General features: G+C 68.6%; 22 protein-coding genes. 16 read left to right on the forward strand and 6 right to left on the reverse strand.

Features of this window, described 5'->3' with window-relative positions:
• Positions 1–464 precede the first annotated feature (464 nt).
• The 10 genes from DCN14_RS07760 (at position 465) to DCN14_RS07805 (ending at position 11,187) form a co-directional block, all read left to right on the forward strand.
• A complete protein-coding gene (locus tag DCN14_RS07760) occupies positions 465–2,018 on the forward strand; it encodes a sensor domain-containing diguanylate cyclase (protein WP_096499418.1) in 1,554 nt (517 codons plus the stop codon).
• Positions 2,019–2,269: 251 nt separating this feature from the next.
• A complete protein-coding gene (locus DCN14_RS07765; protein ID WP_096499420.1) occupies positions 2,270–2,557 on the forward strand; it encodes a hypothetical protein in 288 nt (95 codons plus the stop codon).
• A 230-nt stretch (positions 2,558–2,787) separates the two neighbouring features.
• Positions 2,788–3,822: a succinylglutamate desuccinylase/aspartoacylase family protein gene (locus DCN14_RS07770; protein WP_096499422.1), complete on the forward strand. Its 1,035-nt coding sequence runs from the start codon at positions 2,788–2,790 to the stop codon at positions 3,820–3,822.
• 154 nt (positions 3,823–3,976) lie between these two features.
• Positions 3,977–4,897 carry a recombination-associated protein RdgC gene (locus tag DCN14_RS07775; RefSeq protein WP_096499424.1) on the forward strand — a complete coding sequence of 307 codons (921 nt, stop codon included), beginning with the start codon at positions 3,977–3,979 and terminating at the stop codon, positions 4,895–4,897.
• A gap of 354 nt (positions 4,898–5,251) precedes the next feature.
• Positions 5,252–5,812: a GNAT family N-acetyltransferase gene (locus tag DCN14_RS07780; protein WP_096499426.1), complete on the forward strand. Its 561-nt coding sequence runs from the start codon at positions 5,252–5,254 to the stop codon at positions 5,810–5,812.
• A gap of 51 nt (positions 5,813–5,863) precedes the next feature.
• The gene (locus DCN14_RS07785) at positions 5,864–6,805 is read left to right on the forward strand and encodes an ABC transporter substrate-binding protein (protein WP_096499428.1); all 942 of its coding nucleotides are present in this window, start codon (positions 5,864–5,866) and stop codon (positions 6,803–6,805) included.
• Between the two features lie 39 nt (positions 6,806–6,844).
• A complete protein-coding gene (locus DCN14_RS07790) occupies positions 6,845–7,015 on the forward strand; it encodes a hypothetical protein (protein WP_240327187.1) in 171 nt (56 codons plus the stop codon).
• A gap of 7 nt (positions 7,016–7,022) precedes the next feature.
• A complete protein-coding gene (locus DCN14_RS07795; protein WP_096499430.1) occupies positions 7,023–8,381 on the forward strand; it encodes an LLM class flavin-dependent oxidoreductase in 1,359 nt (452 codons plus the stop codon).
• A 57-nt stretch (positions 8,382–8,438) separates the two neighbouring features.
• Entirely contained in the window at positions 8,439–10,220 is a 1,782-nt protein-coding gene (locus DCN14_RS38985) for an amino acid ABC transporter permease/ATP-binding protein (protein WP_096499431.1), read from the forward strand.
• Between the two features lie 34 nt (positions 10,221–10,254).
• Complete coding sequence (locus tag DCN14_RS07805; RefSeq protein WP_096499433.1) at positions 10,255–11,187, forward strand: ABC transporter substrate-binding protein; 933 nt, start codon at positions 10,255–10,257, stop codon at positions 11,185–11,187.
• 102 nt (positions 11,188–11,289) lie between these two features.
• On the opposite strand, the gene DCN14_RS07810 is transcribed toward DCN14_RS07805, so the two are convergent.
• Both DCN14_RS07810 and DCN14_RS07815 read right to left on the reverse strand, forming a co-directional pair.
• Positions 11,290–12,384, reverse strand: coding sequence for an LLM class flavin-dependent oxidoreductase (locus DCN14_RS07810; protein ID WP_096499435.1), 1,095 nt, complete (start codon positions 12,382–12,384; stop codon positions 11,290–11,292).
• Positions 12,385–12,484: 100 nt separating this feature from the next.
• On the reverse strand, positions 12,485–13,450 hold the full coding sequence (locus DCN14_RS07815) for an ABC transporter substrate-binding protein (protein WP_096499437.1): 966 nt from the start codon (positions 13,448–13,450) through the stop codon (positions 12,485–12,487).
• Between the two features lie 299 nt (positions 13,451–13,749).
• On the opposite strand from DCN14_RS07815, the gene DCN14_RS07820 reads away from it, so the two are divergent.
• The 5 genes from DCN14_RS07820 to otsA all read left to right on the forward strand — a co-directional run bounded on the left by DCN14_RS07820 (position 13,750) and on the right by otsA (position 19,945).
• Positions 13,750–14,667 (forward strand): alpha/beta hydrolase, encoded by a 918-nt coding sequence (locus DCN14_RS07820; RefSeq protein ID WP_096499439.1) that lies wholly within the window; start codon positions 13,750–13,752, stop codon positions 14,665–14,667.
• Positions 14,664–15,095: a MarR family transcriptional regulator gene (locus DCN14_RS07825; protein ID WP_096499441.1), complete on the forward strand. Its 432-nt coding sequence runs from the start codon at positions 14,664–14,666 to the stop codon at positions 15,093–15,095. Before DCN14_RS07820 ends, DCN14_RS07825 begins: the two co-directional genes overlap by 4 nt.
• Positions 15,096–15,595: 500 nt before the next feature.
• On the forward strand, positions 15,596–17,623 hold the full coding sequence (locus tag DCN14_RS07830; RefSeq protein ID WP_096499443.1) for a TonB-dependent receptor: 2,028 nt from the start codon (positions 15,596–15,598) through the stop codon (positions 17,621–17,623).
• Between the two features lie 368 nt (positions 17,624–17,991).
• Complete coding sequence (locus DCN14_RS07835; RefSeq protein ID WP_115531374.1) at positions 17,992–18,369, forward strand: hypothetical protein; 378 nt, start codon at positions 17,992–17,994, stop codon at positions 18,367–18,369.
• Positions 18,370–18,538: 169 nt separating this feature from the next.
• Positions 18,539–19,945, forward strand: coding sequence for an alpha,alpha-trehalose-phosphate synthase (UDP-forming) (gene otsA, locus DCN14_RS07840; RefSeq protein ID WP_096499447.1), 1,407 nt, complete (start codon positions 18,539–18,541; stop codon positions 19,943–19,945).
• 46 nt (positions 19,946–19,991) lie between these two features.
• On the opposite strand, the gene DCN14_RS07845 is transcribed toward otsA, so the two are convergent.
• Positions 19,992–20,177, reverse strand: coding sequence for a hypothetical protein (locus tag DCN14_RS07845; protein ID WP_240327188.1), 186 nt, complete (start codon positions 20,175–20,177; stop codon positions 19,992–19,994).
• A 58-nt stretch (positions 20,178–20,235) separates the two neighbouring features.
• A complete protein-coding gene (gene ftsH, locus DCN14_RS07850) occupies positions 20,236–22,224 on the reverse strand; it encodes an ATP-dependent zinc metalloprotease FtsH (RefSeq protein WP_096499449.1) in 1,989 nt (662 codons plus the stop codon).
• 428 nt (positions 22,225–22,652) lie between these two features.
• Between ftsH and DCN14_RS07860 the strand changes: the two genes are divergently transcribed.
• Positions 22,653–24,317, forward strand: a complete 1,665-nt coding sequence (locus DCN14_RS07860; protein ID WP_096499451.1) for an acid phosphatase — start codon at positions 22,653–22,655, stop codon at positions 24,315–24,317.
• Positions 24,318–24,414: 97 nt separating this feature from the next.
• Here DCN14_RS07860 and DCN14_RS07865 read toward each other — a convergent pair whose 3' ends face one another.
• Together DCN14_RS07865 and DCN14_RS07870 are read right to left on the reverse strand one after the other, a co-directional pair.
• On the reverse strand, positions 24,415–25,911 hold the full coding sequence (locus DCN14_RS07865; RefSeq protein ID WP_096499453.1) for an FAD-dependent oxidoreductase: 1,497 nt from the start codon (positions 25,909–25,911) through the stop codon (positions 24,415–24,417).
• A gap of 310 nt (positions 25,912–26,221) precedes the next feature.
• Positions 26,222–26,431 (reverse strand): hypothetical protein, encoded by a 210-nt coding sequence (locus DCN14_RS07870; RefSeq protein WP_096499455.1) that lies wholly within the window; start codon positions 26,429–26,431, stop codon positions 26,222–26,224.
• Positions 26,432–26,704: the final 273 nt, after the last annotated feature.

Here is a 26,704-nt window from a genome sequence, read left to right on the forward strand (position 1 = left end):
CGGAGCGGCGCGCATTCTGGCATTGTTTTAGATATATCGCCTATAGTATTTCTCGCATGAAATACTTATTGAATTTCTTATAACGGGATTCGGACGGGGCTGAGGCGCCCGGTCGCGGGGCGAAATTCGTGCGCGATTGCGTCGTGCCGGACGGGCCGCATCGATCGCGGCGGGTCATCGCGGACCATCGGCGCTCACGCGCGGCGCACGGGCAGGCCGGTCAGCGGCCGGCTACCCGATATCGTCCCGTTGGCAACGATCCTGCCCCCGCGCCGGCGAATGCGCAAGCCTTCCACGGGCGTGGTTTACGACTACTCGTCCAGGCTTGTGCAGGCACGCGCGGCTACGCCGCGCACCCCGTGTTTCATGATAATGTCGTGCGCATCCGGGGGGCCGGTCATCCCGCCACATACACGTGCGGGGCTGCCGGCCATGAATCGACATCGCGTCGAGGTCAAAATGCCATGGCAGTCAGGGCACGCATCCTGAACTCCGTTCTCGCCACGCCTCCCTGCGGCAACCACCGCGTGACGGCCGCGCTGCGTCCGTCGATGCTCGTGACGCTGTTCGAAGACGTCCGTCCGATGGCGCTGTCCGGCCTCGCGAGCGCATTCGTCGCGGCCATCGCACTGATCCGTCTGCATCAACTCTGGTGTTTCGTGTGGTTCGTCGTCGACGTCGGCCTGCTCGCCGCGCGGCTCGCGATCGCGCGTGCGTACGCGGCGCACCGCGACGCCGGCGACGATCGCGCCGAATACTGGGCGCGACGCTATGCGCCCGTGTCGCTCGCCGCCTGCTTCGTGCTCGGTCTCGGCGTGATGGGATGCGTGTCGGCGTCCGACCTGGAACTCGGCACGTTATCGGTGATGGTCGCCGGCGGCGTGTTCGGCGGAATCGCGTCGCGCAATTCGGCGCTGCCGCGGCTCGCGATGACGCAGGTGACGCTCGGCGTGGTGCCGATCGGCATCGGCGCGCTGCTGGTCACACGGCCCGGCGGGTGGCTGCTGCTGCCGCCGCTCGTGATCTATCTCGCGGCGATGCGCACGGTCGTCCAGCGCCATTACCGCGTGCTCGTTGCGCTGATCGCCGCGCGCCAGCGCAACGCGGAGCTCGTCGCCCGCTTCGACGCCGCGCTCACCTACATGCCGCACGGCCTGTGCATGATCGACGGAGAGCGCCGCGTGATCGTCGCCAACCGGCGTACCGCGCAGCTGTTCGGCTCGCCGCGCGAGATCATGCTCGACATGCCGCTGCCCGACGTCGTCGTGGCGCTCGGCACCAACGCCGTGACCGATCCGCGCGATGCCGGCCTCGCCGCGCGGTGCGCGATCTGGCTGGAGCGCGACGAACCCGCGCCGTTCGACATCGCGCTGGCCGACGGCCGCCAGCTCGAACTGACCCGCCACCGCGTGCCGGACGGCAATACGGTGATCATCGTCGAGGACGTCACCACGCGCCGCGAGACCGAGCAGCACATCCGGCACCTCGCGCGGCACGATGCGTTGACGGGGCTGCCGAACCGCCACGAGCTGCACGCCGAACTCAAACGGATGCTTGCACATCGGCCGCGCGGGCCGGGCCCCGTGCTCGCCGTCATGTATCTCGACCTCGACGGGTTCAAGGCGATCAACGACCGCTTCGGCCACCATGCCGGCGACGAGGTGCTCACGCAGGTCGCCGAGCGGCTCGGCAAGACGCTGCCGCCGGGCGACATCGCGGCGCGCGTCGGCGGCGACGAATTCATCGTCGCGCTCGACGACACGACGACGCACGCGTGTTCGCTTCTCGCCGCGCGCATCATCCGGCAGATCTCGGCGCCGTACGCGCTGTCGATCGGAGAGACGGTGAGCCTCGGGATCAGCATCGGCATCGCGCTCGACGACGACGGGCACGGATCTCCCGACGAACTGATCCGGCAAGCCGACAGCGCGCTGTACGACGCGAAGTCGGCCGGCAAGGGAATCTACCGTTTCTATTCGGCCGGCAGCCGGCGCGTCGCGCCCGTGGCGACGCGCTGAGCGCGTTCGTCCGCGGCGCTGCATCGCCGGTCCGCGCGTCAATTCAATTTCGAAACGCTTTGCGTGGTGCGACGCGTGCGCGCATGTTTCGCCGCAGCCTCGCGTGTCACGTGACGTGTTCCGTAACATCGCCGCGCGCCGTGCATCGCGTTCGCCGCAGAAGCCGGCACGATCGACGCGGCGGACGGAGTTTCATGGCTGGCACTTTTATTGCTCCTTCTCCTGGAAACAGGATGTCAGGGAGCCCGCACATGAATACCGTCGAAGTCCTCAGCCGCACCGAGCGTATCGATCAACTGGACGTGATCGACGGTGCATCGCTGATCCGGCGGCTCGTTTCGTCGCGCCGCCCGGCCGCTGCCCGCGAAACCGTTCGCGAAGCCGCGTGCGTCGACAACCCGCCGCTGACGCTATACGGTGCGTTTCGGCAGGGCGTTGCCGATTACGCGGCGCATCGCGCGAATCCGTATCGCGGCGGCAGTCGTTTCTGGGTGCTGTGGGAGGAAGGCCGTCTCGAAGCTGAAACGTCGGGCCGCTGACACGGCAACACGCGCCGGCCGCATGCCGGCAACGGGTTGCGCGAACCGGCGCGCGCCCTGGTCGCGATGCGCGCCGGCAGGCGTTTCAACGCTGCAACATCGCGTGCGACTGCCCGTGCCGCGTGCCGCGCGCTCACGCGCGGGCCGGCCGGCATCCGGTGCGCGCCAAGCGCCGCGCGGCGCTCTTTTCCCGATAAGATGGCAGCTTCCGTTCTTCGAACGACGCCGCCATGACCGCTTCCTCGCCACACCGAAATCCCATCCGCTGCGAAATCGACCTCGATGCACCGGGCAAGCATGCAGGCTATCTGCGGCTGCCGCACTCCGTGCATCGCTCCGCCTACGGCTGGCTGCCGATTCCGATCGCATCGATCCGCAACGGCGACGGCCCCGTCGCGCTCGTGATGGCCGGCAATCACGGCGACGAATACGAAGGCCAGATCATCGTGTCGCAACTGATGCGCGAGATCGACCCGGAGATGATCAGCGGGCAACTGATCCTGCTGCCGATGGCCAACTTCCCCGCGGCCGACGCGGGCCTGCGCGTGTCGCCGCTCGACGAGGGCAACCTGAACCGCAGCTTCCCCGGCGACCCGGCCGGCACGCCGACGCAGATGATCGCGCACTACATCGAGCATGCGCTGCTGTCGCGCGCGCAGTATCTGGTCGACCTGCATTCCGGCGGCAGCTCGCTGCTGTACCAGGGCGGCAACATGCTCGCGATCGACCCGCTCGACGACGACGAGGCGGCGAAGCTCAACGGGCTGCTCGTCGCCTTCGGGCTGCCGAACGCGCTGCTGCATGCGCCGAATCCCGTGCATTCGGCGTCGGCGGCGCGCCGGCAAGGCGCGATCTCGATCGTGACCGAACTGGGCGGCGCAGGCATGGCCGATCCGTCGCTGATCCGGCTCGGCCGCCACGGGCTGCTGCACTACCTCGGTTATATCGGCCTGCTGCACGGCGCGCTCGTGCCCGACGCGCCGCCGACCGTCACGCGCTTCCTGCGCGTCGACGGCGATCGTCACTTCGTCTACGCGTACGAACGCGGGCTGTATGAACCGCTCGTCGAACTCGGCGACCAGGTGAAGGCCGGACAGCCGGCCGCGTGGGTGCACTTCCCCGACACGCCGCTGCGTGAACCGGTGCTGCATCGCTTCAAGGGCGACGGCGAAGTGGTGTGCAAGCGCGTGCCCGCGCAGGTGCAGCGCGGGGATTGCCTGTTTCAGCTGGCGGAGGCGTCGACGCCGGCAAGGGTCATCCGGTAATGCATCCTGCAAGCGCCGTGCGCCGACGCCAGTGCGTATCGCAAGAACGCTGGCCGTCAGTCGGACGACCCCGGCGCCCGGATGCCGTCGACTGACCGCTCCTGGCCGCGAAGCGTCGCCGTCATATAGAATGGTGCGCTTTGCCCGTACTCCCATGTGGTTCAAGAATCTTCAGCTTCATCGTCTTCCCGCACCTTGGGCCGTCACCCCTGACCAGATGGAAAAATGGCTGGCGCCTCACGCGTTTCAGCCGGGCACCAGCATCGAAATGCAGCGCGCCGGATGGGCCTCGCCGCGTGACGACGGCGCGCTCGTGTATTCGATCAACCGGCAGATGCTGCTGCTGTTTCGTGCCGAAAAGAAGCTGCTGCCGGCGTCGGTCGTCAATCAGGTAACCAAAGCGCGCGCGCTTGAAGTCGAGGAGCAGCAAGGCTTCAAGGTCGGCCGAAAGCAACTGCGCGAACTCAAGGAGCAGGTCACCGACGAACTGCTGCCGCGCGCGTTCAGCATTCGCCGCGATACCCGCGTATGGATCGATACGGCAAACGGCTGGCTCGTCATCGATGCGGCTGCACAGGCGCTTGCCGACGACGTTCGCAGCCTCCTCGTCAAATCGATCGACGCGTTGCCGCTCGCCGGCGTTCACGTGGCCCGTTCGCCGGTGGCCGCGATGACGGACTGGCTGCTGTCCGGCGAGGCGCCGGGCGGCTTCACCGTGGACCAGGACGCCGAATTGCGCTCCACCGGCGAAGGCGGTGCCACGGTGCGATATGTCGGCCACGCGCTGGAAACGAACGACATGCGCCGGCACATCGAAGCCGGCAAACAATGCATGCGCCTCGCGATGACCTGGGATGACAGAATCTCGTTCGTGCTGACACCGTCGCTGACGATCAAGCGTGTCACGCCGCTCGACGTGATCAAGGAGGCCGCGGATCCCACCGCGCAAAACGACGATGAACGCTTCGATTCGGACGTCACGCTGATGACGGGGGAATTGGGGCGGATGCTGACCGATCTTGTCGATATCCTGGGTGGCGATCAGCACGACTCGACTCGTCAGGCAGCAGCCTGAACGCCGTCGTCGAGGATCATCGCCCCGCAACGGCGGGGCTTGACACCGACGCGACCATTCCCGAAGGTCCGCCGCCCCGGCGGCGGATCGCGGGCCACGCCCGTTCGCCGCACCCCACTCCCTCTGCAAGCCTTCTGACTCCCTTCGCGAAATCCTTATCGAAATTGCTTCGTTCGCCTTTGCCGGCCGCGCCGCTAACGTGTTCGAAACGGCGGCGGCCAGCCGAATGCATCGCGGGATGCGCAGCGGCCGCCGTCATCACGACAACCGCGTCGCGATAACGGAACAGACTGCCCGGGCCGTGTGCCCCGCGCCCGACAGGAACGTCCGCATCGCGCGCCCTTCGCGATGCCCATGGCCACGAACGACCGCATCATCGACACGACGCCGCTCGATGTCCGCGCCCAGCCGCTGATCGACGCGCTGATCGACGAATACGCGACCCGCTACGACGCCTACCGCCCCGACAGCCGCGCGTCCGCGCGCGACGAGCTGGCCCGCTATCCGGCCGAGCTGTTCGCGCCGCCCGAAGGCGCGTTCGTGCTGTTGCTGCGCGACGGCGAGACGATCGGCGGCGGCGCCTTCAAGCGCTACGACGCGCAGACCGCCGAACTCAAGCGCATCTGGACCCGCACGGACCTGCGCCGCCAGGGGCTCGCACGCGCGATCGTCGACGCGCTCGAGCTGCGCGCCGCGCAGCAGGGCTATCGGCGCGTGTACCTGACCACCGGCTTTCGCCAGCCCGAAGCGTGGGCGCTCTACGACCGCACCGGCTATACGCGGCTGTTCGATTCGTCGATCGACCCGGAAGCATATTTCCACCTGCGCTTCGGCAAGGATCTCGCCGATCCGTCCCGTACGTCGACGCTCGCCGACCTCTGGGCGCCGCTGCCCGAAGCGGCGCTGCCGCGCTGAGCGCATCGCGTCATCCCGCTCCGTACGACACGACAACACCAGGACGCCTTCATGCCACGAGCCGTACCTTTCATGCCGCGTGCGGTCCGCATGCTGGCCACTGCGCTGATCGGCCTGACCGCCATCGCCGCGGCCGCCGCCACGTTCGACCTGAGCCCCGAGCAACTCACCCGCCCGCGCGGCAAGGCCGATGCGGCCGTCGAGCGCGCGGTGCCGGCATCGTTCAAGTTCGCCGAAGCCGGCACGCTGACGATCGGCATCGCGCCGAGCCTGCCGCCGATCAGCACGTATGCGACCGACGCGCGCACCGTGGTCGGCTTCGACGCGGACGTCGGCCAGCTCGTATCCGACAGCCTCGGCCGCAAGCTGAAGATCGTGCCGCTCGCATGGGCCGACTGGCCGCTCGCGCTCGAGTCGGGAAAAGTCGACGCGGTGATCTCGAACGTCACCGTCACCGAGGAACGCAAGCAGAAGTTCGATTTCTCGACCTACCGCAAGGATCAGGTCGGCTTCTACGTGCGCAACGACAGCAAGATCCAGTCGATCCGCGAGCCGAAGGACGTCGCGGGGCTGCGCATCGTGACCGACGCCGGCACCAACCAGGAAAAGATCCTGCTCGCGTGGGACCGCGAGAACGTCGCGCGCGGCCTGAAGCCCGTGCAGATCCAGTACTACGACGATCAGGCGATGCGCATCGTCGCCGTGCAGTCGGGCCGCGCGGACGCGGTGTTCAGCGTGAATTCGGTGCTCGCGTACCAGAGCGCGCGGCAAGGCAAGACGCGGCTCGTCGGCGCGATCAGCGGCGGCTGGCCGCGCACGGCCGACATCGCGATCGCGACGCGCCGCGGCAGCGGGCTCGCCGATCCGCTGACCGTCGCGCTGAACGCGCAGATCAGGAGCGGCCGCTACCGGCAGGTGCTCGACCGCTGGAGCCTCGCGTCCGAAGCGATCGACCCGTCGCGCACGAACCCGCCGGGCTTGCCGAAGAGCTGAGCGCTTTCCCTTCCCGCTTGCTCAGGACCGTCGAACACCATGTCTGATTCGCTTTCATTGCTGGACAAGAGCCCGATCGCCTACGGCGCGAAGACCGCCGACGCGGCGCGGCTCGCGTCGGCCGAAGGGCTCGCCGGCGCGCCGCCGACCACCCCCGTGCAAACGGCCCTCGCGGCCGACCGTTCCCTTTCCCCCGACCATGACGCGTAACGCTCCCATGACAACCCGACGACCGATTCCCTTCGGCCTGATGCTGCAAGGCGCAGGCAGCCACATGAACGCGTGGCGGCACCCGAGCAACCCGCCGGACGCGAGCATCAATCTCGACTTCGCGATCGGCGTCGCGCGCAAGGCGGAAGCCGCCGGCATCGCGTTCGCGTTCGTCGCGGACGGCCTCTACATCAACGAGAAGTCGATCCCGCACTTCCTGAACCGCTTCGAGCCGCTGACCGTGCTGTCGGCGCTCGCGGTCGCGACGACGAAGATCGGCCTCGCCGGCACGATCTCGACGTCGTACAGCGAGCCGTTCACGGTCGCGCGCCAGCTCGCGTCGCTCGACACGATCAGCGGCGGGCGCGCGGGCTGGAACGTCGTGACGACGCCGCTCGAAGGCACCGCGAAGAATTTCGGCAAGGCGCATCCCGATCACGCGTTGCGCTACGAGATCGCCGACGAATACCTCGACGTCGTGCAGGGGCTGTGGGACAGCTGGGACGACGACGCATTCGTGCGCGATCGCGCGACCGGCCGCTTCTTCGATCGCGACAAGCTCCATACGCTCGACCATCAGGGCCGCTTCTTCCAGGTCGCGGGCCCGCTGAACATCCAGCGCTCGCCGCAGGGGCAGCCGGTGATCTTCCAGGCCGGCTCGTCCGACACCGGCATCGGGCTCGCGGGCAAATACGCGGACGCGGTGTTCACGCATTCGCCGTCGCTCGACGAAACGGCCGCGTTCACGCGGCGCGTGAAGCAAAGCGCGGTCGAGCACGGGCGGCAGCCCGGCGACGTGAAGATCTTCCCCGGCATCGGGCCGATCGTCGGCCGCACGGCGGCCGAAGCGGAGGACAAATACCAGGCGATCCGCAACCTGCTGACGATCGACGAGGCGCTCGCGTATCTGGGCCGCTATTTCGATCACCACGATTTCACGCAATACGCGCTCGATGCGCCGTTCCCGGCGCTCGGCGACATCGGCCGCAACAGCTTCCGCTCGACCACCGACCGGATCAAGGCCGACGCGAAGCGCCAGAACCTGACGCTGCGCGAGACGGCGCTCGCCGTCGCGACGCCGCGCCCGAACTTCATCGGCACGGCCGAGCACGTCGCCGACGCGCTGATCCGCTGGCACGATGCGGGCGCCGGCGACGGCTTCATCCTCGGCTTCGCGGTGCAGGCCCAGGGCGTCGACGATTTCATCGAACAGGTGATCCCGGTGCTCGAAGCGCGCGGCCGCTACAGCCGCGACTTGCCGGGCAGCACGCTGCGCGATCACCTCGGCCTGCCGCGCAAGGCGAGCCGTCATGCGGCGCGCAGCGCGGCGCAAAAACAGGACGACGCGGCCGAAACCCACGCCTGATGCCGCCGCGCCGCCTTGCGCGGCGCGCTCCCGACCGACTCGAGGACATTCACCGACATGAGCGACACGACCCACCTCGGCGGCGCAATGCCGCCGCTCTCCTCCCCCGGCGCGCGCGACGCCGGCACGCGCCTGCGCATCGTGCCGGCCCGCCACCGGTCCCGCACGGCCGGCACGGCGCTCGCGCTCGTGCTGATCGCGCTTGCGCTGTACTCGATCCTCGGCAATCCGCAATGGGGCTGGCCGGTGTTCGCCGAATGGTTCCTGTCGCCGCCGGTGCTGTCCGGGCTCGCGCGCACGCTGGTGCTGACGCTGCTCGGCGCGGTGTTCGGCTTCGCGCTCGGCGCGTTCGTCGCGCTGGCCCGGCTGTCGCGCTCGCGCCTGCTCGCCGCGAGCGCGTGGACCTTCGTCTGGCTGTTCCGGTCGATTCCGCTGATCGTGCTGCTGCTGATCCTGAACAACCTCGGCTACCTGTACGAACACGTGCGGCTCGGCGTGCCGTTCACCGACATCGTGTGGTTCGACACGCCGACCACCGACCTGATCAGCCCGTTTTTCGCGGCCGTGCTCGGCCTCACGCTGAACCACGCGGCGTTTTCCGCGGAAGTGATCCGCGGCGGCATTCTCGCGGTCGACCAGGGGCAGCTCGAAGCCGCGGCCGCACTCGGCCTGCCGCGCGGCCGCCAGACCTCGCGGATCGTGCTGCCGCAGGCGATGCGCGCGATCCTGCCGACCGCGTTCAACGACCTGATCACGCTCGCGAAAGGCACCTCGATGGTCTACGTGCTCGCGATGCCGGAGCTGTTCTACACGGTGCAGGTGATCTATCGCCGCAATCTCGACGTGATTCCGCTGCTGATGGTCGCGACCGTCTGGTATCTGATCATCCTGACCGTGCTGTCGGCGATCCAGGTGCAAGTCGAGCGCCACTATGCGCGCGGCGCGCTGCGCAACCCGCCGCCGTCGGCGCTGACGTTCGTGCTGGCGCGCGTCAGCGCGCTGTGGCGGCGTGCGTCGGCGGCCGTGCCGGCTCACGGCGATGCCGCCGACGCATCGGCGGCGCCGCCGTCGGCGCGCACTGGCGGCGAAGTCGCCGTGCACAACGTGTCGAAGCAGTTCGGCATGCAGCGCGTGCTCGACAACGTGTCGTTCGTCGCGCCGCGCGGCAGCGTCACGGTGATCGTCGGGCCGTCCGGCTCGGGCAAGTCGACGCTGCTGCGCACGATCAACCACCTCGAACGCGTCGACGACGGCTTCATCGACATCGACGGCGAGCTGATCGGCTATCGCCGCGACGGCGACGTGCTGCACGAGCTGAAGGAGCGCGACGTGCTGAAGCGGCGCACGGCGGTCGGCATGGTGTTCCAGAACTTCAACCTGTTCCCGCACCTGACGGTGCTCGAGAACCTGATCGAGGCGCCAATCGCGGTCGCCGGCGCGGCGCGCGATGCCGCCGAGCGCACCGCGCGCACGCTGCTCGCGCGCGTCGGGCTCGCGGACAAGGCCGATGCGTACCCGCGCCAGTTGTCCGGCGGCCAGCAACAGCGCGTCGCGATCGCGCGGGCGCTCGCGTTGCGGCCGAAGGTGCTGCTGTTCGACGAGCCGACGTCGGCGCTCGATCCGGAACTCGTGAACGAAGTGCTCGACGTGATCAAGGAACTCGCCCGCTCGGGCACCACGCTCGTGATCGTCACGCACGAGATCGGCTTCGCGCGCGAAGTCGCGGACAACGTGCTGTTCATGGAGCGCGGCCGCATCGTCGAGTCGGGGCCGCCCGCCATCGTGCTCGACGCCCCCGTCCATGCGCGCACGCGCGCATTCCTGTCGCGGGTGCTGTGATGCACGCCGCTCACGACTTCAGAGACCCCGCACGATGATCGACCGACGCCACTTCATGACCGCCGCGCTGGCCGCGGCTGCCGGCCTGCGCTGGCATGCGGCGGATGCCGCCGCCGCGACGGCGGACCTCGATCCGCGCCAGGCCGGCCGGATCCGCGCGTCCCGCGACGATGCGGCGATTCGCGCGGCCGGCGGCTACCGCTGGGTGCGCGACGGCGCGTTCACGGTCGCGATCGCACCGCATGCGCCGCCCGTATCGACTTACGCGACCGACGCGCGCACCGTGGTCGGCGCCGATCCCGACTATGCGCAACTGGTCGCCGATACCCTCGGCCGCACGCTCGTGCTGCTGCCGATCGCATGGGCCGACTGGCCGCTGGGCCTCACGTCAGGCAAGTACGACGCGGTGATCTCGAACGTCGGCGTGACCGAGAAGCGCAAGGAGAAATACGACTTCACGACCTACCGGCTCGGGCTGCATGGCTTCTACGTCCGAACGGCCAGCCCGATCGCGAAGATCGACGGGCCGAAGGACATCGCCGGCTTGCGCATCATCACGGGCGCCGGCACGAGCCAGGAGCACATCCTGCTCGAATGGAGCCGGCGCAACGTCGCGCAAGGGCTGAAGGCGACCGAACTGCTCTATTTCGACGACGATGCGGCGTCGCGCGTCGCGCTGCTGTCGGGCCGCGCCGATGCCGAGCTGAACCCGAACGCGTCGCTGGCGTACGAGGCCGCGCGCGACGGCAAGATCCGGCGGGTCGGCGTCGTCAACGCGGGCTGGCCGGCAACCGCGGATGTCGCGATCGCGACGCGCCGCGGCAGCGGGCTCGCGCCGGCGCTCACGCTCGCGACGAACGCGCTGATCGGCAACGGCCGCTACGGGCAGGCGCTCGCGCGCTGGGGGTTGCAGAGCGAGGCGATCGCGCGCGCGGAAACGAACCCGCCCGGGTTGCCGTCGTTCTGATGCGACGGGCCGAGTCACTGCCGTGACGACGCCCGAAACGACATCGCCCCGGCCCTCCGTCACGGAAATGCCGGGGCGAATCGCGGTAGCGGCTGCGTTCGTCTACGCAGTCACCGCCGCATCGTACCGGTCGAGCTCGGCAACGTGCGCGTGGATCGCCGGAATCAGCCTGCGCCCGTAATCGAGCGCATCGTCGAGCGGATCGAAGCCGCGAATCAGGAACGTCGACACGCCGAGCCGGTAGTACGCGCCGAGCGCCCGCGCGACCTGTTCGGGCGTGCCGACGAGCGCGGTCGAATTCCAGCGCGCGCCCGTCAGGTTCGCGACGCCCATCCATAACCGTTCGTCGAGCACGTCGCCCTGCGCGGCGGCGGCCATCAATCGCTGCGAACCCGCATTCTGCGGCGCATGGCCGTCGATCGGCTGGCCGTTCGCGAGCCGGGCCGCCCGCACGCGCTCGCGGATCGCCTCGGCCTTCTCCCATGCAGCGGCTTCGGTGTCCGCGACGATCGGGCGAAACGACACGCTGATGCGCGGCGCGCGTCCGAACGGCGCGGCAGCGGCACGCACGCGCGCGATCTGCTCGCGTACCGATGCGAGCGGTTCGCCCCACGTCATGTAGACGTCCGCGTGCTGCCCCGCGACGGCCAGCGCGGCCGGCGACGACCCGCCGAAGTAGATCGGCACGTGCGGACGCTGCGCGCCTTTCACGAGCGGCGACGCGCCGCGAATCCGGTAGAACTCGCCGTCGTGGTCGACCGGCGCGTCGGCCAACCAGATGCGTTTCAGCACGTCGAGATATTCGCCGGTACGGCGGTAGCGCGCGTCGTGCGGCACGAAGTCGCCGTCACGCTGCAGATCGGCGTCGTCGCCGCCCGATACGACGTTCAGCGCGAGCCGCCCGCCGCTGAATACGTCGAGCGTCGCGATCTGCCGCGCGGCGGCCGACGGCACGATCACGCCCGGCCGGTGCGCCAGCAGGATGCGGAGGCGTTCGGTCGCGGCGGCCGCGAACGATGCGACGACGAAGCCGTCCGCCGCGTTGCTGAAATGGCCGACCAGGATCTGGTCGAAGCCGGCCGTTTCGTGTGCGTGCGCGAAGCGCCGCACGTAGTCGGGCTGGACGGCAGCGCCGCCCGGTACGTCGACCTCCGCGCCGGGTGTCGCGGTGATCATGCCGATGATGTCGACGGGCATGTCGGAGTGTCCTTCTGGTTGTCGACCGGAAATGGCCGGAACAATGATCGGGATCGCGAACCCGCCGTGCGCCGCCTGCCGGCGCGGCACGGCGGCACGGTCACTGCGCGGCGGCCGTCTTTTGCGCCGGCGTCGCGAACGCGCCCGCATACGAGCGGTCGAGCAGCTTCGACGTGTCGTAAGCGGCCGGAATCACGCCGGCCTTGTGCAGGAAATCGGCTGTGTTCTGCGCGTCCTTCGCGGCCGTCTCGTCGACCGGGCCCACGCGCTGGTGCGCGTTGTCGAGCCAGCGGTACGCGACGTCGGGCTCGAGCTTCGCGCGCTTCGCCCACAGGTCCGCGTACTCGCGCGGGTGGCTGTCGACCCACTGACGCGCGGCAACCACGCGCTTCAGGAAATCCGTGATTTCCGCGCGCTTGCCCGTAGCCGCCTGCTCGTTCGCCGCGACGAAGCTCAGCGCGGGCATCAGCCCTTGCGCGGTCGTCACGGGCCGCGCGCCCTGCCGCAGCGCGAGCGTGCTGACGAACGGCTCCCACAGCGACACGGCATCGACCGAGCCGTTCGCGAGCGCATTGGTCGCGTCGATCGGCATCAGGTACGCGTACTTGACGGAATCCGCGCGCAGGCCCGCGTGTTCGAGCGCGCGCAGCACGAGCTGCTGGCTCCACGCGCCGCGCCAGACCGCGATGGTCTTGCCCTGCAGGTCGGCGACGGTGCGCACCGGCGAATGCTTCGGCACGAGGATCGCGACGCCGTCGAGGCTCTGCCGCGACACCGCGACGACCTTCACCGGCGCGCCGCGCGCGGCCAGCGTGAGCAGCGCGGAATCGCCGAGAAAGCCGAGGTCGATCGCGTTGCCGTTCAGGCTCTCGGCGACGGGCGCGGCGGCCTGGAAGTGTTTCCACTCGATCGTGTAAGGCAGGTCCTTCAGCACGCCGGACGCCTCCATCGACGCCTGGATGTTGAAGTAATTCTGTTCACCGACGCGCAGCGTGACGGTGTCTTTCGCGAGGCCCGGCTGCGCGGCAAGCGCGAGCAGGAGCGCCGTGACGATTCGGCTCAGCAACGTGATCTCCCCGGAGGTTGGCAGGCTGCCGCGCGACGGCGGCGCCCGGTTGTCCGCCGTGCACGATGGCCGGCGGACGGGATGGAACCGGTGAAGATACGTCGATCTTCATCATGAGACAAACGCAATATTCTGATATGCAAAGATGCAAATATTTTATGAAGTGCAGATCGCGGCAGAGGCCGTGAACTGCGCTTCGCGACGCGCCGCTCGAATGATTCCTCGATAGATATTTCGTACACGAAATAAATCCTGAACTATATTTCGCATACGAAATAACTGGCCGACCGAGGACCGTCATGACATCCGAACCCATCGAATTTGCCGCCGCCGACGGCTATCCGCTGCGCGGCACGCTGTGGTCGCCGGACGCCGCGCCGCGCGCGCTCGTGCTGATCCATCCGGCCACGGCCGTGCCGGAACGGTTGTACGCGGGCTTCGCGCGCTTCCTGACCGAGCGCGGGTTCGCGGCGCTGACCTACAACTATCGCGGCATCGGCGCATCGCGTCCCGCGCGCCTGAGCGCATTGCAGGCCCGGATGCGCGACTGGGTCGAGCTCGATGTCGGCGCCGCGATCGCATGGGCGCGGCAAGCGTACGACGGGCTGCCGCTCCTGGCCGTCGGCCATAGCGTCGGCGGGCATGCGATCGGGCTGTCGGCCGGCACCGCGCATCTGCGCGCGGCCGTGCTCGTCGCCGCGCACGCGGGCAGTACGCGGCTGATTTCGCGCGCGGCGGAGCGCCTGAAGGTGCGGCTGATCCTGCGCGTGCTCGGCCCGCTCGCGTCCGCGCTGCTCGGCTACGTGCCCGGCAAGCGGCTCGGGCTCGGCGAGGACTTGCCGGCCGGCGTGTTCCGCGAATGGAGCCGCTGGACCACGCTGCCGCGCTACTTCTTCGACGATCCGACGCTGGGCGCCGCGGAGCGTTTCGGGAAACAGCAGTTGCCGATCCTCGCGCTCGGCTTCGACGACGACCCGTGGGCGAACCCGCGCGCGATCGACCTGCTGGTAAGCTACCTGACCCGGGCGGCCGTCGAACGCCGCCAGATCGATCCGCACGCGGCAGGCAGCGGACCGGTCGGGCACATGGGTTTCTTCCGCAGCCGGCCCGGCACGGTGCTATGGCCCGGTGTCGCCGACTGGCTCGCGCAGGCGCTCGATGCGTCACGCGCCGCGGATCGCCCGCCCCTTTCCATTGCGACCGGGAACCGAGCTTGAGCGAAGACCGACGACTGTTTTTCCTGTTGAACATCGGCCAGCGGCGCGTGCAGCGCTGGGTCGACCGCCTGGCCGAGACCGATACGCGGGCGAGCGCCGCGCAGGCCGGCGTGCTGTTCTGTCTCGCGAAGCAGGACGGCGCGCTGATCGGCGAAGTCGGCGCGGCGCTGCAACTGGCGCCGTCCGCGATGACGGGGCTCGCGGACCGGATGGCGAAAGCCGGCTTGCTCGCGCGTCACGCGGATTCGGACGACGGGCGGGCAACGCGCCTGTTCCTGACCGACGCAGGCCACGCGGCGCTCAAGCGCGCCCGCGTGCTGCTGCGCGAACTCAACGGCAAGCTGTGCGACGGGTTTTCCGACGAGGAACTCGACGTCGTCGCGCGCTGGCTGCATGCGTTGCAGGACCGGTTTCCGGCGGAGCGCTGACGGACAATTCGTTGTGCGCGGTGCTGTCCGGCGGCGGTCGCGGCACATTGCGCCCCCGTCTGCATCCCGTTGATTTCCCGGGAAAAATGCAAAGCGCGGCGTCGCCCGATCCACGGCGTTCGCGTTACCCGGCAAGCCTCGCCGACACACGCTCCAGCACGCTCGCCCGCCGCCGCCCCGTCGTCCCGCCGGCATTGTCCGCCCCGGCCTCCATTTCACCGATCCGACAGAAACCCTACAGCGAGCCGCCGTTCTGCTTGGAATTTGAAATGATATAACATATCATTTCGCGTACTCGTCCGCCTCGAATGCCGTTCCTACCGGGTGGCCGGGCCTCGTCGAGTCATGTTCCAGCGGGTCATTGCGCGTCGCATACGCAACAATATATCGTATCCAGCGATGACCCGCATGCCTCGTTTTCCGATCCGATTCCAATCGATTCACCGACCATGCGCGACCTCCCTCGTCTACCGCTTCGCCCGCTCTCGCCCGTTTCGCTGATGCTCTTCGCCGCCGTCGCGCACGCGCAGACCGATACGACCACCCCGGCGAATCCGCCGGCGGCCACGACGCTCGCACCGATCTTCGTGACCGCGAACCCGCTCGGCGACACCGAACTGGTCGCGCCGACCACGCAACTGTCCGGCGACGCGCTCACGCGTCGCCAGGCCGACTCGCTCGGCGAAACGCTCAACGGCCTGCCCGGCGTGTCGACGACCACCTACGGGCCGATGGTCGGCCGCCCGATCATCCGCGGGATGGACGGCGACCGGATCCGGCTGCTGCAGAACGGCGTCGCGGCCTACGATGCGTCGTCGCTGTCGTACGACCATGCGGTGCCGCAGGATCCGCTGTCGATCGAGCGCGTCGAGATCGTGCGCGGGCCGGCCGCGCTGCTGTACGGCGGCAACGCGGTCGGCGGCGTCGTCAACACCATCGACAACCGGATTCCGCGCGAAGCGATCGAAGGCGTGACGGGTGCGCTCGACGCACGCTATGGCGGGGCGAATTCGGTTCGCGCAGGCGCCGCGCAGGTCGAGGGCGGCAGCGGCGGCTTCGCGTTCCACGTCGACGCGTTCGATCGCGAGGCGAGCAAGCTGCGGATTCCCGGCTATGCGCGCAGCAGCGGGCAGCGCGCGACCGACGGCCCCGACACGCCGCAGCCGTACGGCAACGTGCCGAACAGCGACGGCCGCGTGCACGGTGGCGCGGTCGGCGCGTCGTACACGTGGACGGACGGCTTCGCGGGCCTGTCGTACAGCGGCTACGAATCGAACTACGGTTCCGTCGCCGAGGACGACGTGCGGCTGCGGATGCGCCAGGAACGCCTCGCGTTCGCGTCCGAGGTGCGCAACCTGAGCGGGCCGTTCACGAAGCTGAAGTTCGACTTCGCGTACACCGACTACCGGCACAAGGAAGTCGACAACGGCGAGACGGCGACCACCTTCCGCAATCGCGGCTACGAGGCGCGCATCGAGGCGCAGCACCGCAAGATCGGCCCGTTCGAAGGCGCGATCGGCGTGCAGTTCGGCCAGAACACGTTCTCCGCGCTCGGCGACGAAATGCTCGTGCCGTCCACGCGCACCAGCAGCGTCGCGCTGTTCGGACTCGAGGAATGGCAGGTCAATTCGGCGCTGAAGCTGAGCTTCGGCGGACGCTTCGAGCACGTGACGGTCAACCCCGATCCGGCCGGCGTCGAGAAATTCGCGGGAGCGCAGCCGCGCGACTTCAATGCCGGCAGCGTATCGGCCGGCGCGCTGTTCTCGCTGACGCCGGTGTGGTCGGTCGCGGCGAACGTCGCGTACACGGAGCGCGCGCCAACCTTCTACGAGTTGTACTCGAACGGGCCGCACGACGCGACCGGCCAGTTCCTGATCGGCAACCCGAACGCATCGAAGGAAAAGGCCGTGTCGACCGACCTGTCGCTGCGCTATGCGAGCGGCCCGAACCGCGGCAGCGTCGGCGTGTTCTACAACCGCTTCTCGAACTACCTGACCGAGTACAACACGGGCCGCGTCGTCGACGACGACGGCGAACCGGTCGCACCCGGCACCGACGACGCGCTCAACGAAGCGATCTATCGCGGCGTGCGCGCCGAGTTCTACGGCGTCGAGCTGGACGGCAAATGGCGCGCGTTCTCGCGGCGCGGCCACACGGTCGACCTGGAACTCACCGCCGACTACACGCATGCGCGCAACGTCGATACCGGCCAGCCGCTGCCGCGCATCGCTCCGTTGCGCGCGACGCTCGCGGCCGACTACGGATACGGCCCGTTCGGCGCGCGCGCGCAGCTCACGCATGCGTGGTCGCAGCACCGGGTGCCCGATAACGACTTCTCGACGGACGGCTACACGTCGCTCGGCGTGATGCTGACGTACAAGTTCCGCATGCGCGCGACGCACTGGCTCGCGTACCTGCGCGGCGACAACCTGACGAACCAGGACATCCGCTACGCGACCTCGGTCGTGCGCGGCTTCGCGCCGGAAGGCGGCCGCAGCGTAATGGCCGGCCTGCGCACGACGTTCTGATCCGCCAAACCCTGCGGCGCGTGCCGCGGGCCTGTCCGGCGCCCGGGAAACCGGGCGCCGGTTTTCGTTTACCGGCATCGCCTGGTCCGCTGCCGCGCATCGACTCCGGCCCCGGCTTCTGCTCGAACGCGATTCGGCACCCGCAATACGAATCAGATAAATCGTCAATGCGGGTTATCGGCGTTCGGGAGTTCGCGCGAACTGGTCGGCGAAATCGTGGTGCCGAAACCAGCAACGGCCCCCTCACGCTGAACATCGCCGGACTCGCGCAGGCCGGCAAGCATGACGATGCGATCGCATAAATTGATTAGTAATGCAGTTGGATTCCCGCACAACTTGTTTAATCGATCGATGCGTACGCAACTTATATGCGCGAACGTGAAATCGCGATCGCACCGGCATTCGCCGATCGCGACACTGCCGCGCGCAAACAACTCTTGTCGGCGATCTGCCTGATCGTGATCGCGGTGGGTGGCGGCCCGTGTCTGACGCGCAAGATCACGGCACCGATCGGTACATCGCATTCGATCAAATCGACGCCATGCCGACGCGATTGCGCTCGACCCGACATGTGCACGAGCACGATCATTCACCCCGCCTGCAACGCCCCTGCCCCTTCGTCCGCGCCCTATGCACACGCTGCATTTGCAGCACTACGCAATTTCCGGTCCCGGCCGAAAAACGCGATGAGCAGCGACTGTCGCATCGCATTGGCCTGTCCGTTGATCCCGGTCATGCACTTTTAAATCAGCCGAATGACGAGTATGCTTAAAAAGCACCTCACGTTCGAACGGCGAATCGCATGCCCTGACTCCCGTCCGATCGTCTCGCGGCCCCGTCGCGCGTTTTGCGTCGATGGCGGCGTCCGCTTCGCGCCCTGGCCGCATGAATTCCCCAACCCTCGCAGGAGAACCGGTGAGCCGACTCGTCGTCGTATCCAATCGCATCGCAGATCCCCGTAAAGCCGCAGCCGGCGGGCTCGCCGTCGCCGTGAAGGACAGCCTGCAGGAATCGGGCGGCGTCTGGTTCGGATGGAGCGGCAGGCTACGTGGCGAAGGCGAGCATCCCGCGCACGGCGACGAGGTGCAGATCCAGAACGTCGGCGGCATTCACCTCGCGACGATCGATCTCGATCCGCAGGATTACGACGCGTATTACCTCGGCTACTCGAACAACGTGCTGTGGCCGGTGTTCCACTACCGGCTCGACCTCGCGCAGTTCGACCGGCGCTTCGCAGACGGCTACCGGCGCGTGAACCAGCTCTTCGCGCGCAAGCTGGGCACGCTGCTGCGCCCCGACGACACCATCTGGGTCCACGATTACCAGTTGATTCCGCTCGCGGCCGAACTGCGTGCGATGGGTTGCCGGAATCCGATCGGCTTCTTCCTGCACATTCCGATGCCGCCGCCGCCGATCATGGCCGCGATTCCGGAGCACGAATGGCTGATGCGTTCGCTGTTCGCGTACGACCTCGTCGGCTTCCAGACCGAATCCGACCTGCTGCACTTCGAGCACTACGTCGAAGCCGAAGCCGGCGCCGCACGATTGCCCGACGGCCGCCTGCGCGCGTTCGGCCGCACGCTGTCGGCCGGTGCGTTTCCGATCGGCATCAACGTCGACGAATTCGCGGCGCTCGCGGAGAATCGCGACGGCATCGACATGTTCGAGCGGATGCGCGACGAATACTCGCGACGCCAGTTGCTCGTCGGCGTGGACCGTCTCGACTACACGAAGGGGCTGCCGCAGCGCGTGCATGCGTTCCGCCAGTTGCTCGAGCAGTATCCGGAGAATCGCGATCGCGCAACGCTGATCCAGATCGCCGCGCCGAGCCGCGAGGATCTCGGCGCGTACGACGATCTGCGCCGCGAGATGGACAGCCTGTGCGGTGCGATCAACGGCGACTACGGCGAGCTCGAATGGATGCCGATGCGCTATATCCACCGCACGGTGGCGCGCAAGCGCCTGCCGGGTCTCTATCGCGCGAGCCGCGTCGCGCTCGTCACGCCGCTGCGCGACGGGATGAACCTGGTCGCGAAGGAATTTCTCGCCGCGCAGGACGAAACCGATCCGGGCGTGCTCGTGCTGTCGCGTTTCGCGGGCGCGGCCGAACAACTGAAGCCGGCGCTGCTCGTCAATCCGTACGACACGCAAGGCACCGCGCAGGCGATCCAGCGCGCGCTCACGATGCCGCTCGACGAGCGGCGCCAGCGTCATGACGCGCTGATGGCGATCGTGCGCAAGACCGACGTGCACTGGTGGCGCACCCGCTTTCTCGATGCACTCACGGAAGCGGCCGAAGTCGCCGCCGCGACCGAGTCCTGACGCGTCGCATCCTGCCGCACGGCTCACGCGCCGGTCGTCTCGCGGTCTAGGGCCCGTTCACGCTAATCGCGGGCCCCAGCACCGCGCCGTTCACGTCCTGCACCGTCACCGCGATCGGGATGCCGTCGCGCATGCTCTCGGTCACCGCGCAATACGCATCGAAGCGGTCGAGCACACGCGTTGCCGCCGCCAGATCGGCCCATGTCTTGCCGACCGACAACGTAACGGCCATCGCGCCGACGCGATGCGATCCTGACGGGCCGCGCGTCGCGCCGGGCGCGATCCGCGCTTCAGCGTTCGGGTTCGCGCGGCGTCCCGTACGCGACGAAATCGCGCTCGACTGCCGTTGCCTGATCCGGCGCATTTGCGTCGGTGGCTGACGCGCAATCGGCGGAAGCCGCGGAAGCCGCGGAAGCCGCGGAAGGTGCGGAAGGTGCGATACGTCCATCGATCAACGCCTGCAACGCGTCGCGTTCGAGCACTTCGCATTCGAGCAACCGTCGCGCGATCCGCTCCAGCGCATCGCGACGCGCGCCCAGCGTCGCCAGGACACGCGCATGCGCGTCGGTCAGCAGCGTATGCACTTCGTCGTCGATCATCCGTGCGGTGTGCTCGCTGCAGCGGCCGTCCCCCGCACGCCATCCGCCCGGCATGCCGGCGTGCCCGTCCCCGTCGTCGAACGTCGCGAGCCCGATCTTCTCGCTCATTCCGTACTGCATCACCATGTGACGCGCCATCGCGGTCGCCCGTTCGAGATCGTTCTGCGCGCCCGTCGACACGTCGCCGAACACGAGCTCTTCGGCCACACGCCCGCCGAGCAGCGCGTCGATGCGATCGAGCAGCTCGCTGCGGCGCAGGACGTAGCGATCCTCGGTCGGCACCTGCTGCGTGTAGCCGAGCGCCGCCACGCCGCGCGGAATGATCGACACCTTCTTCACCGGATCGCAATGCGCGCGGCTCTCCGCGACGAGCGCGTGACCGGCTTCGTGATACGCGATCGTCAGCTTCTCCTGCGCGTTCATCACGCGGCTCTTGCGCTCGAGCCCGGTGAGCGCGCGATCGATCGCCTCGTCGAAATCGTCCATCCCGATCGCCGGCTTGCCGAGTTCGGCCGCATGCAGTGCGGCCTCGTTGACGACGTTCGCGAGATCCGCGCCGACGAAACCCGGCGTACGCGACGCGAGCTCGCCGAGATCGACGTCGGTCGCGAGCTTCACGCGCTTCACGTGCACGCCGAGAATCTGGCGGCGGCCGTTCACGTCTGGCCGGTCGATCGCGATGTGCCGATCGAAGCGGCCCGGGCGCAAGAGCGCCGGATCGAGAATTTCCGGCCGGTTGGTCGCGGCCATGATGATCACGCCGGAGCCGGCCTGGAAGCCGTCCATCTCGACGAGCAACTGGTTGAGCGTCTGCTCGCGCTCGTCGTTGCCCGACATCGGCCCGACGCCGCGCACCTTGCCGAGCGCATCGAGCTCGTCGACGAACACGATGCACGGTGCCTTTTGCTGCGCCTGTTCGAACAAGTCGCGCACGCGAGCGGCGCCGACGCCGACGAACATCTCGACGAACGCGGAGCCGCTGATCGAGAAGAACGGTACGGCTGCCTCGCCGGCCACCGCGCGCGCGAGCAGCGTCTTGCCCGTGCCCGGCGCGCCGACGACGAGCACGCCCTTCGGGATCTTGCCGCCGAGCCGCTGGTAGCGATCGGGGTTGCGCAGGAACGCGACGAGCTGCTGCAACTCGGCCTTCGCTTCGTCGATACCGGCGATGTCGTCGAACGTGATGCCGGTTTCCTGCTGCACATACACGCGTGCGCGGCTCTTGCCCATCCCGGTGAAGTCCTGCAGCCCGCCGCGCTTGCGCAGCATCAGGTTCCAGATGAACACGAATGCGACGAGCGGCACCAGCCACGACGCGAGCGACGTGATCCAGCCGGTGTCGGACGCACCGTGATAACGGATGCCGGCGGCGGTCAGCGTATCGATCAGTTGCGGGTCGGTCACGCGATTGGTCGAGAAGCGCCACGGCGTGCCGGCGGATTTCACGGACTCGACCTCGGACGCCGGCAGCATCGGGCCGGCCTGCGGCATCTTCAACGTGCCCGAGATCGCGGTCGTGCCGATCTCGAGATCGTCGACGAGCCGTGCCGCGACGAGCCGGTGGAAATCGCTGTACGCGATCACCGTCGACGCCGGACGCAGCATCAGCAACTGCGCGGCGAACAGCACGAAGAAGCCTGCCGCGATCAGCAATCCTGCGTAGTCGAGTTTCCTGTCCATCGCATCGGGCCGGCTGCGTGCACCGTGCGGCGTGCTGGCGCGTGCTCGCGCGCCCGGCCGGCGCACGGCATCGGCAGCCCGGCGCGCACGGCATGCATCCGCGCCATCGTCGCCTCGTTTCGTCGCATGAATGACACCGCGGCGGCACCGTCGGCCGACGCCACCGGGCGACCTTCTCCAGGGCAACACCATGTGACGCGCCGCCCCTCATTCAAGTCTAGTTCGCGCACGCGCGTCGCGCAGCGTCCGACAAACACCTTTCATCGGCGCGGCCGGCCGCGTTATAGTCGCATTCGTGACATTTTTGTGACAACCGCATGGCGTGGCGCAATCGCCCATGCGGTTGTTGCGTCCCGTCTCGCGTCGCGGCAGGCTGTGCGACGCTGCCGCGCATCGAACGACAACCGCCCATTCGAGGAGCACACGACGTGAACGACACCCCCGATCGCCCCGACGACCTTCCCGTTGATCCCGAGCGCCGCCGCGTACTCGGCGGCCTCGCCGCGCTCGGCGCGGGCGTCGCGCTCGGCGGCTGCGAGACCGTGCCGGGCGGCGCGCCGCGCTCCGCCGCCGACCTGCGGCTCGACGAAGCGCTGCGCCGGCAGGTGCGCCACATCGTCGTGATCTATGCGGAGAATCGCAGTTTCGCGAACCTGTACGGCGATTTCCCGGGCGTGCGCTATCCGCTGAGCGACGTGCAGCCCGCGCATGCGCAGCAGCTCGATCGCGACGGCAAGACGCCGCTGCCGGTGCTGCCGAAGATCTGGGGCGGGCTCGTGCCGCAGGCGCAGGAAGTGGACGGCAAGCGCTACGCGATCGCCGAGCGCGACATCGACAAGCTGCCGAACGCGCCGTTCCGGCTCGCCGACACGCAAGGCCAGCCGCTGCCGAACGGCGTGATCACGCGCGACCTGTGGCACCGCTTCTACCAGAACCAGATGCAGATCGCGGGCGGGCGCAACGATCAGTTCGCCGCATGGGCCGATTCGGGCGGCCTCGTGATGGGCCACTACCGCAATTCGGCCGACACGCTGCGGCTGTGGAATCTCGCGCGGCAATACACGCTGTGCGACAACTTCTTCATGGCGGCCTTCGGCGGTTCGTGGCTCAACCACATGTTCCTGATTTCCGCGCAACCGCCGATCTATCCGGATGCGCACAAGCAACCGCATGCCGGGAAGCTGCTGTCGAAGGTCGACGGCGACGATCCGGCCGGCACGCGCCTGACGCTCGCCGCCGATTCGCCGGCGTCCGCGCTCGACGGTCCGCCGAAGTTCGCGGGCGACGGCCCGCTGACGCCCGACGGCTACGGCGTCAACACGATGGCGCCGCCGTACCAGCCGAGCTACGTGCCGCCGCCCGACCCGGGCAACGCCGCGTATGCGGACCCGTCGGATCACCGCGTGATCCCGCCGCAGGCCCATGCGACGATCGGCGATCGCCTGTCGGAAAAGAACGTCGACTGGGCGTGGTACAGCGGCGCGTGGCAGTACGCGCTCGACCACCGCGATACCGGCACCGTGCCTGATTTCCAGTACCACCATCAACCGTTCAACTACTTCGCGAACTACGCGCCGGGCACCGACGCGCGCCGCCGGTACCTGCGCGACGCGGGCCTCGGCGACGAACCGTCGACCAACCACTTCATCGCCGACATCGACGCGGGCCGCCTGCCGGCCGTCACGTTCTACAAGCCGCAGGGCAACCTGAACATGCACGCGGGCTACGCGGACGTCGAATCGGGCGATCGTCACATCGCGAACGTGATCGAGCACATCCGGCGCGGCCCGCAATGGGCGAACACCGTGATCGTGATGACGCACGACGAGAACGGCGGCTGGTGGGATCACGTCGCGCCGCCGGTCGGCGATCGCTGGGGCCCGGGCTCGCGGATTCCGGCGCTGGTGATCTCGCCGTTCGCGAAGAAGGGCCACGTCGATCACACGCTGTACGACACGAACTCGATCCTGCGCTTCATCAGCCGCGTGCACGGGCTCGCGCCGCTCGACGGCGTCGCCGCGCGCGACAAGGCGTTCGCGGCGCGCAACGCAACGCCGCCGGGCGACCTGACCAACGCGCTCGATCTCGCATGACGGCGCGATGACCGGCGGACGTCCGCGTGACGTCCGCATCGAACGACGACGCCCCGGCGCAACGCAATTGCCCGGGGCGTCGTTTTTTCCGGATGAACTACGCCGCGCTGCGCAACGCGTCGGTCAGCGCCTGCGCCGCGTGGCGGCCGGCCTGCCGTCCGAAGAACGTCGCGTCGGCCAGCGACAGCCCCGAGCTGTATCCGGCGCCCCAGCGCGGCAGCCCGCAGCTCGTGCGGCCGGCCGCATAGAGGCCCGCCACCGGCGTGCGCGTCGCGTCGAGCACCTGCCCGGTCGGCAGCGTATCGAGCCCGCCCAGCGTGAAATGCGGGTAGAACGCGTAGTCGATCCGGCAATCGAGCGCGACGAACGGCGGTTCGATCAGCGGCTTCAGCCATTTCTTCGCCTTGTGGAACAGCGGATCGACGCCTTCGGCCGCATGGCGGTTGTACACGTCGATGGTCGCCGTCAGCGTGCCGGCCGGCATCCGCAGATCGCGCTCGACTTCTTCCCAGGTCTCGCCCGCCGCCGCGATGCCGATCCGCGCGATGTCGGGCGGCGCCTGGTAGGTCGCCTGATCGACCAGCAGGTAGATCCGGTCGTCGGCCTGATGGAACGCATGATGACCGGTGCGGCCATGATAGCCGTCCTCGTTGATGAAACGCTGGCCGCGCGCGTTCACGAAGATCCCGTGGATCAGCGATTCGGGCGCGTAGAACGGCAGGCTGACGAAGCCCTGGTCCATGTGGATCGCCGCACCGCCCGCGCTCTGGCCGAGCAGGATGCCCGAACCGTCGTCGCCGGGGCTGCCGATCGGTTCGTTCGAGCGCAGCAGTTGCGGCGCGTGCCGGCGCACCATGTCGCGGTTCATCGCAAAGCCGCCGGCGCACAGGATCACCGCGCGGCGCGCGCGCACGAACGCCGTCTCGCCGTATGCGCGCAGTACGACGCCGCGCACCGCGCCGGCATCGTCGACGATCAGCGCGAGCGCCCGGGTGTCGTAGCGCGTCGCGACGCCGAGCGCCTGCACGCGCCCGGCCAGCACGCGCATCAGCATCTGGCCGCCGCCCCAGCCCGGCCATTGCGGCGTGTGGCCGCGCGGGCACGGCTTCGCGGCGTCGCAGAACGGCCACGCTTCCTCGCTGCCGGACCAGATCAGGCAGTCGTCGGTTTCCGGCTCGACGATCCGCTCGGGAATGAACGTGTTCTTGTACGTGAGGCCCTGTGCGACCAGCCAGTCGTGGTGCGCGAGGCTTTCATTCGCATAGACGCGCACCTTCGCTTCGTCGGCGTCGCGGCCGCCCGCGAGCATCAGGTAGCGATACAGGTCGTCGGTTTCGTCGACGAAGCCGGCCTGACGCTGCGCCGGCGTGCCGCCGCTGCCGCCGAGGTAGATCTCGCCGCCGGACAGCGCGCTCGTGCCGCCGTAGCTCGACGCGCGTTCGACGATCAGCGTGTCGGCGCCGGCGCTCGCGGCTTCGATCGCCGCGCATGCGCCGGCCGCGCCGAAGCCGACGATCACGACGTCGTGTTCGGCGTCCCAGCGATGCACGTCGCGGGCGTTCAGGGGGCGGGTCAGGGAATATTCGGATGACATGGGCGTGGATAGGCGTGAACGGAATGCGTGAAAGGCGATGGTCGGGGTGGCGGCTGGCCTGGCTGCGTCGCGGCCGGATGCGAACGTCACCGCGTCGTGGATGCCGATACGGGCGGTGCGGCGTCGTGAATGCGGGGCGGCGGCGCGACATCGCGCGGCGGCCGGGAATCGAATGACGAGAGACCGGATCGGCAATGCGATCCGGCCGATGCGCAACTCATGCCGCGATGGCCTTCGCGCAAGCCGTCCGCACGCCGCTGCACCGTGTCACAGCGGCGTCCTTCCGACACGGCGCACGGCCGCGCCGGCGTCACATGCCGCGCAATGCGGCGAAACCGAAGTGCGACGGCTCGATCGGCACGCAACCGGTCGGCAGGCCGTTCTGGTCGACCGAGCGGCATTGCAGGATGCCGGCCGCATACGGCGGCGACGGGACGCGATCGGCGCCGTATCGCGCCATCGCCATCGCAGCGAACGTGCCCATCGCCAATACGCACAGCTTGCGAGTCGTGAGTCTCATGATCGTCGTCCCCTTCGGTTGACCGCTCCCGCGGTTCGAATCCGGCTCGGTGGCAACCACACCGGATGACTGCACGGTAGCCAGCGCCGGGCCCGCAGCCATCGTCCGTTTCGACTAGGGGCAAACGCGAGGCAGGCGCCGGACGCGTTTTGCGGCGCAACATCGCGTGAGGTGGCTCGCCGAGTCGATTGGAAAAAGCATGAGCGACTGCCTTGCGTGACCGGCCGCGTCATCCTCCGGCGAATGCCGCATCACGCACGCCGCGCCGCAGCA

Origin of the sequence: Burkholderia sp. IDO3 (assembly GCF_003366075.1) — a bacterium.
In the GTDB taxonomy this organism is placed as follows: domain Bacteria; phylum Pseudomonadota; class Gammaproteobacteria; order Burkholderiales; family Burkholderiaceae; genus Burkholderia; species Burkholderia anthina.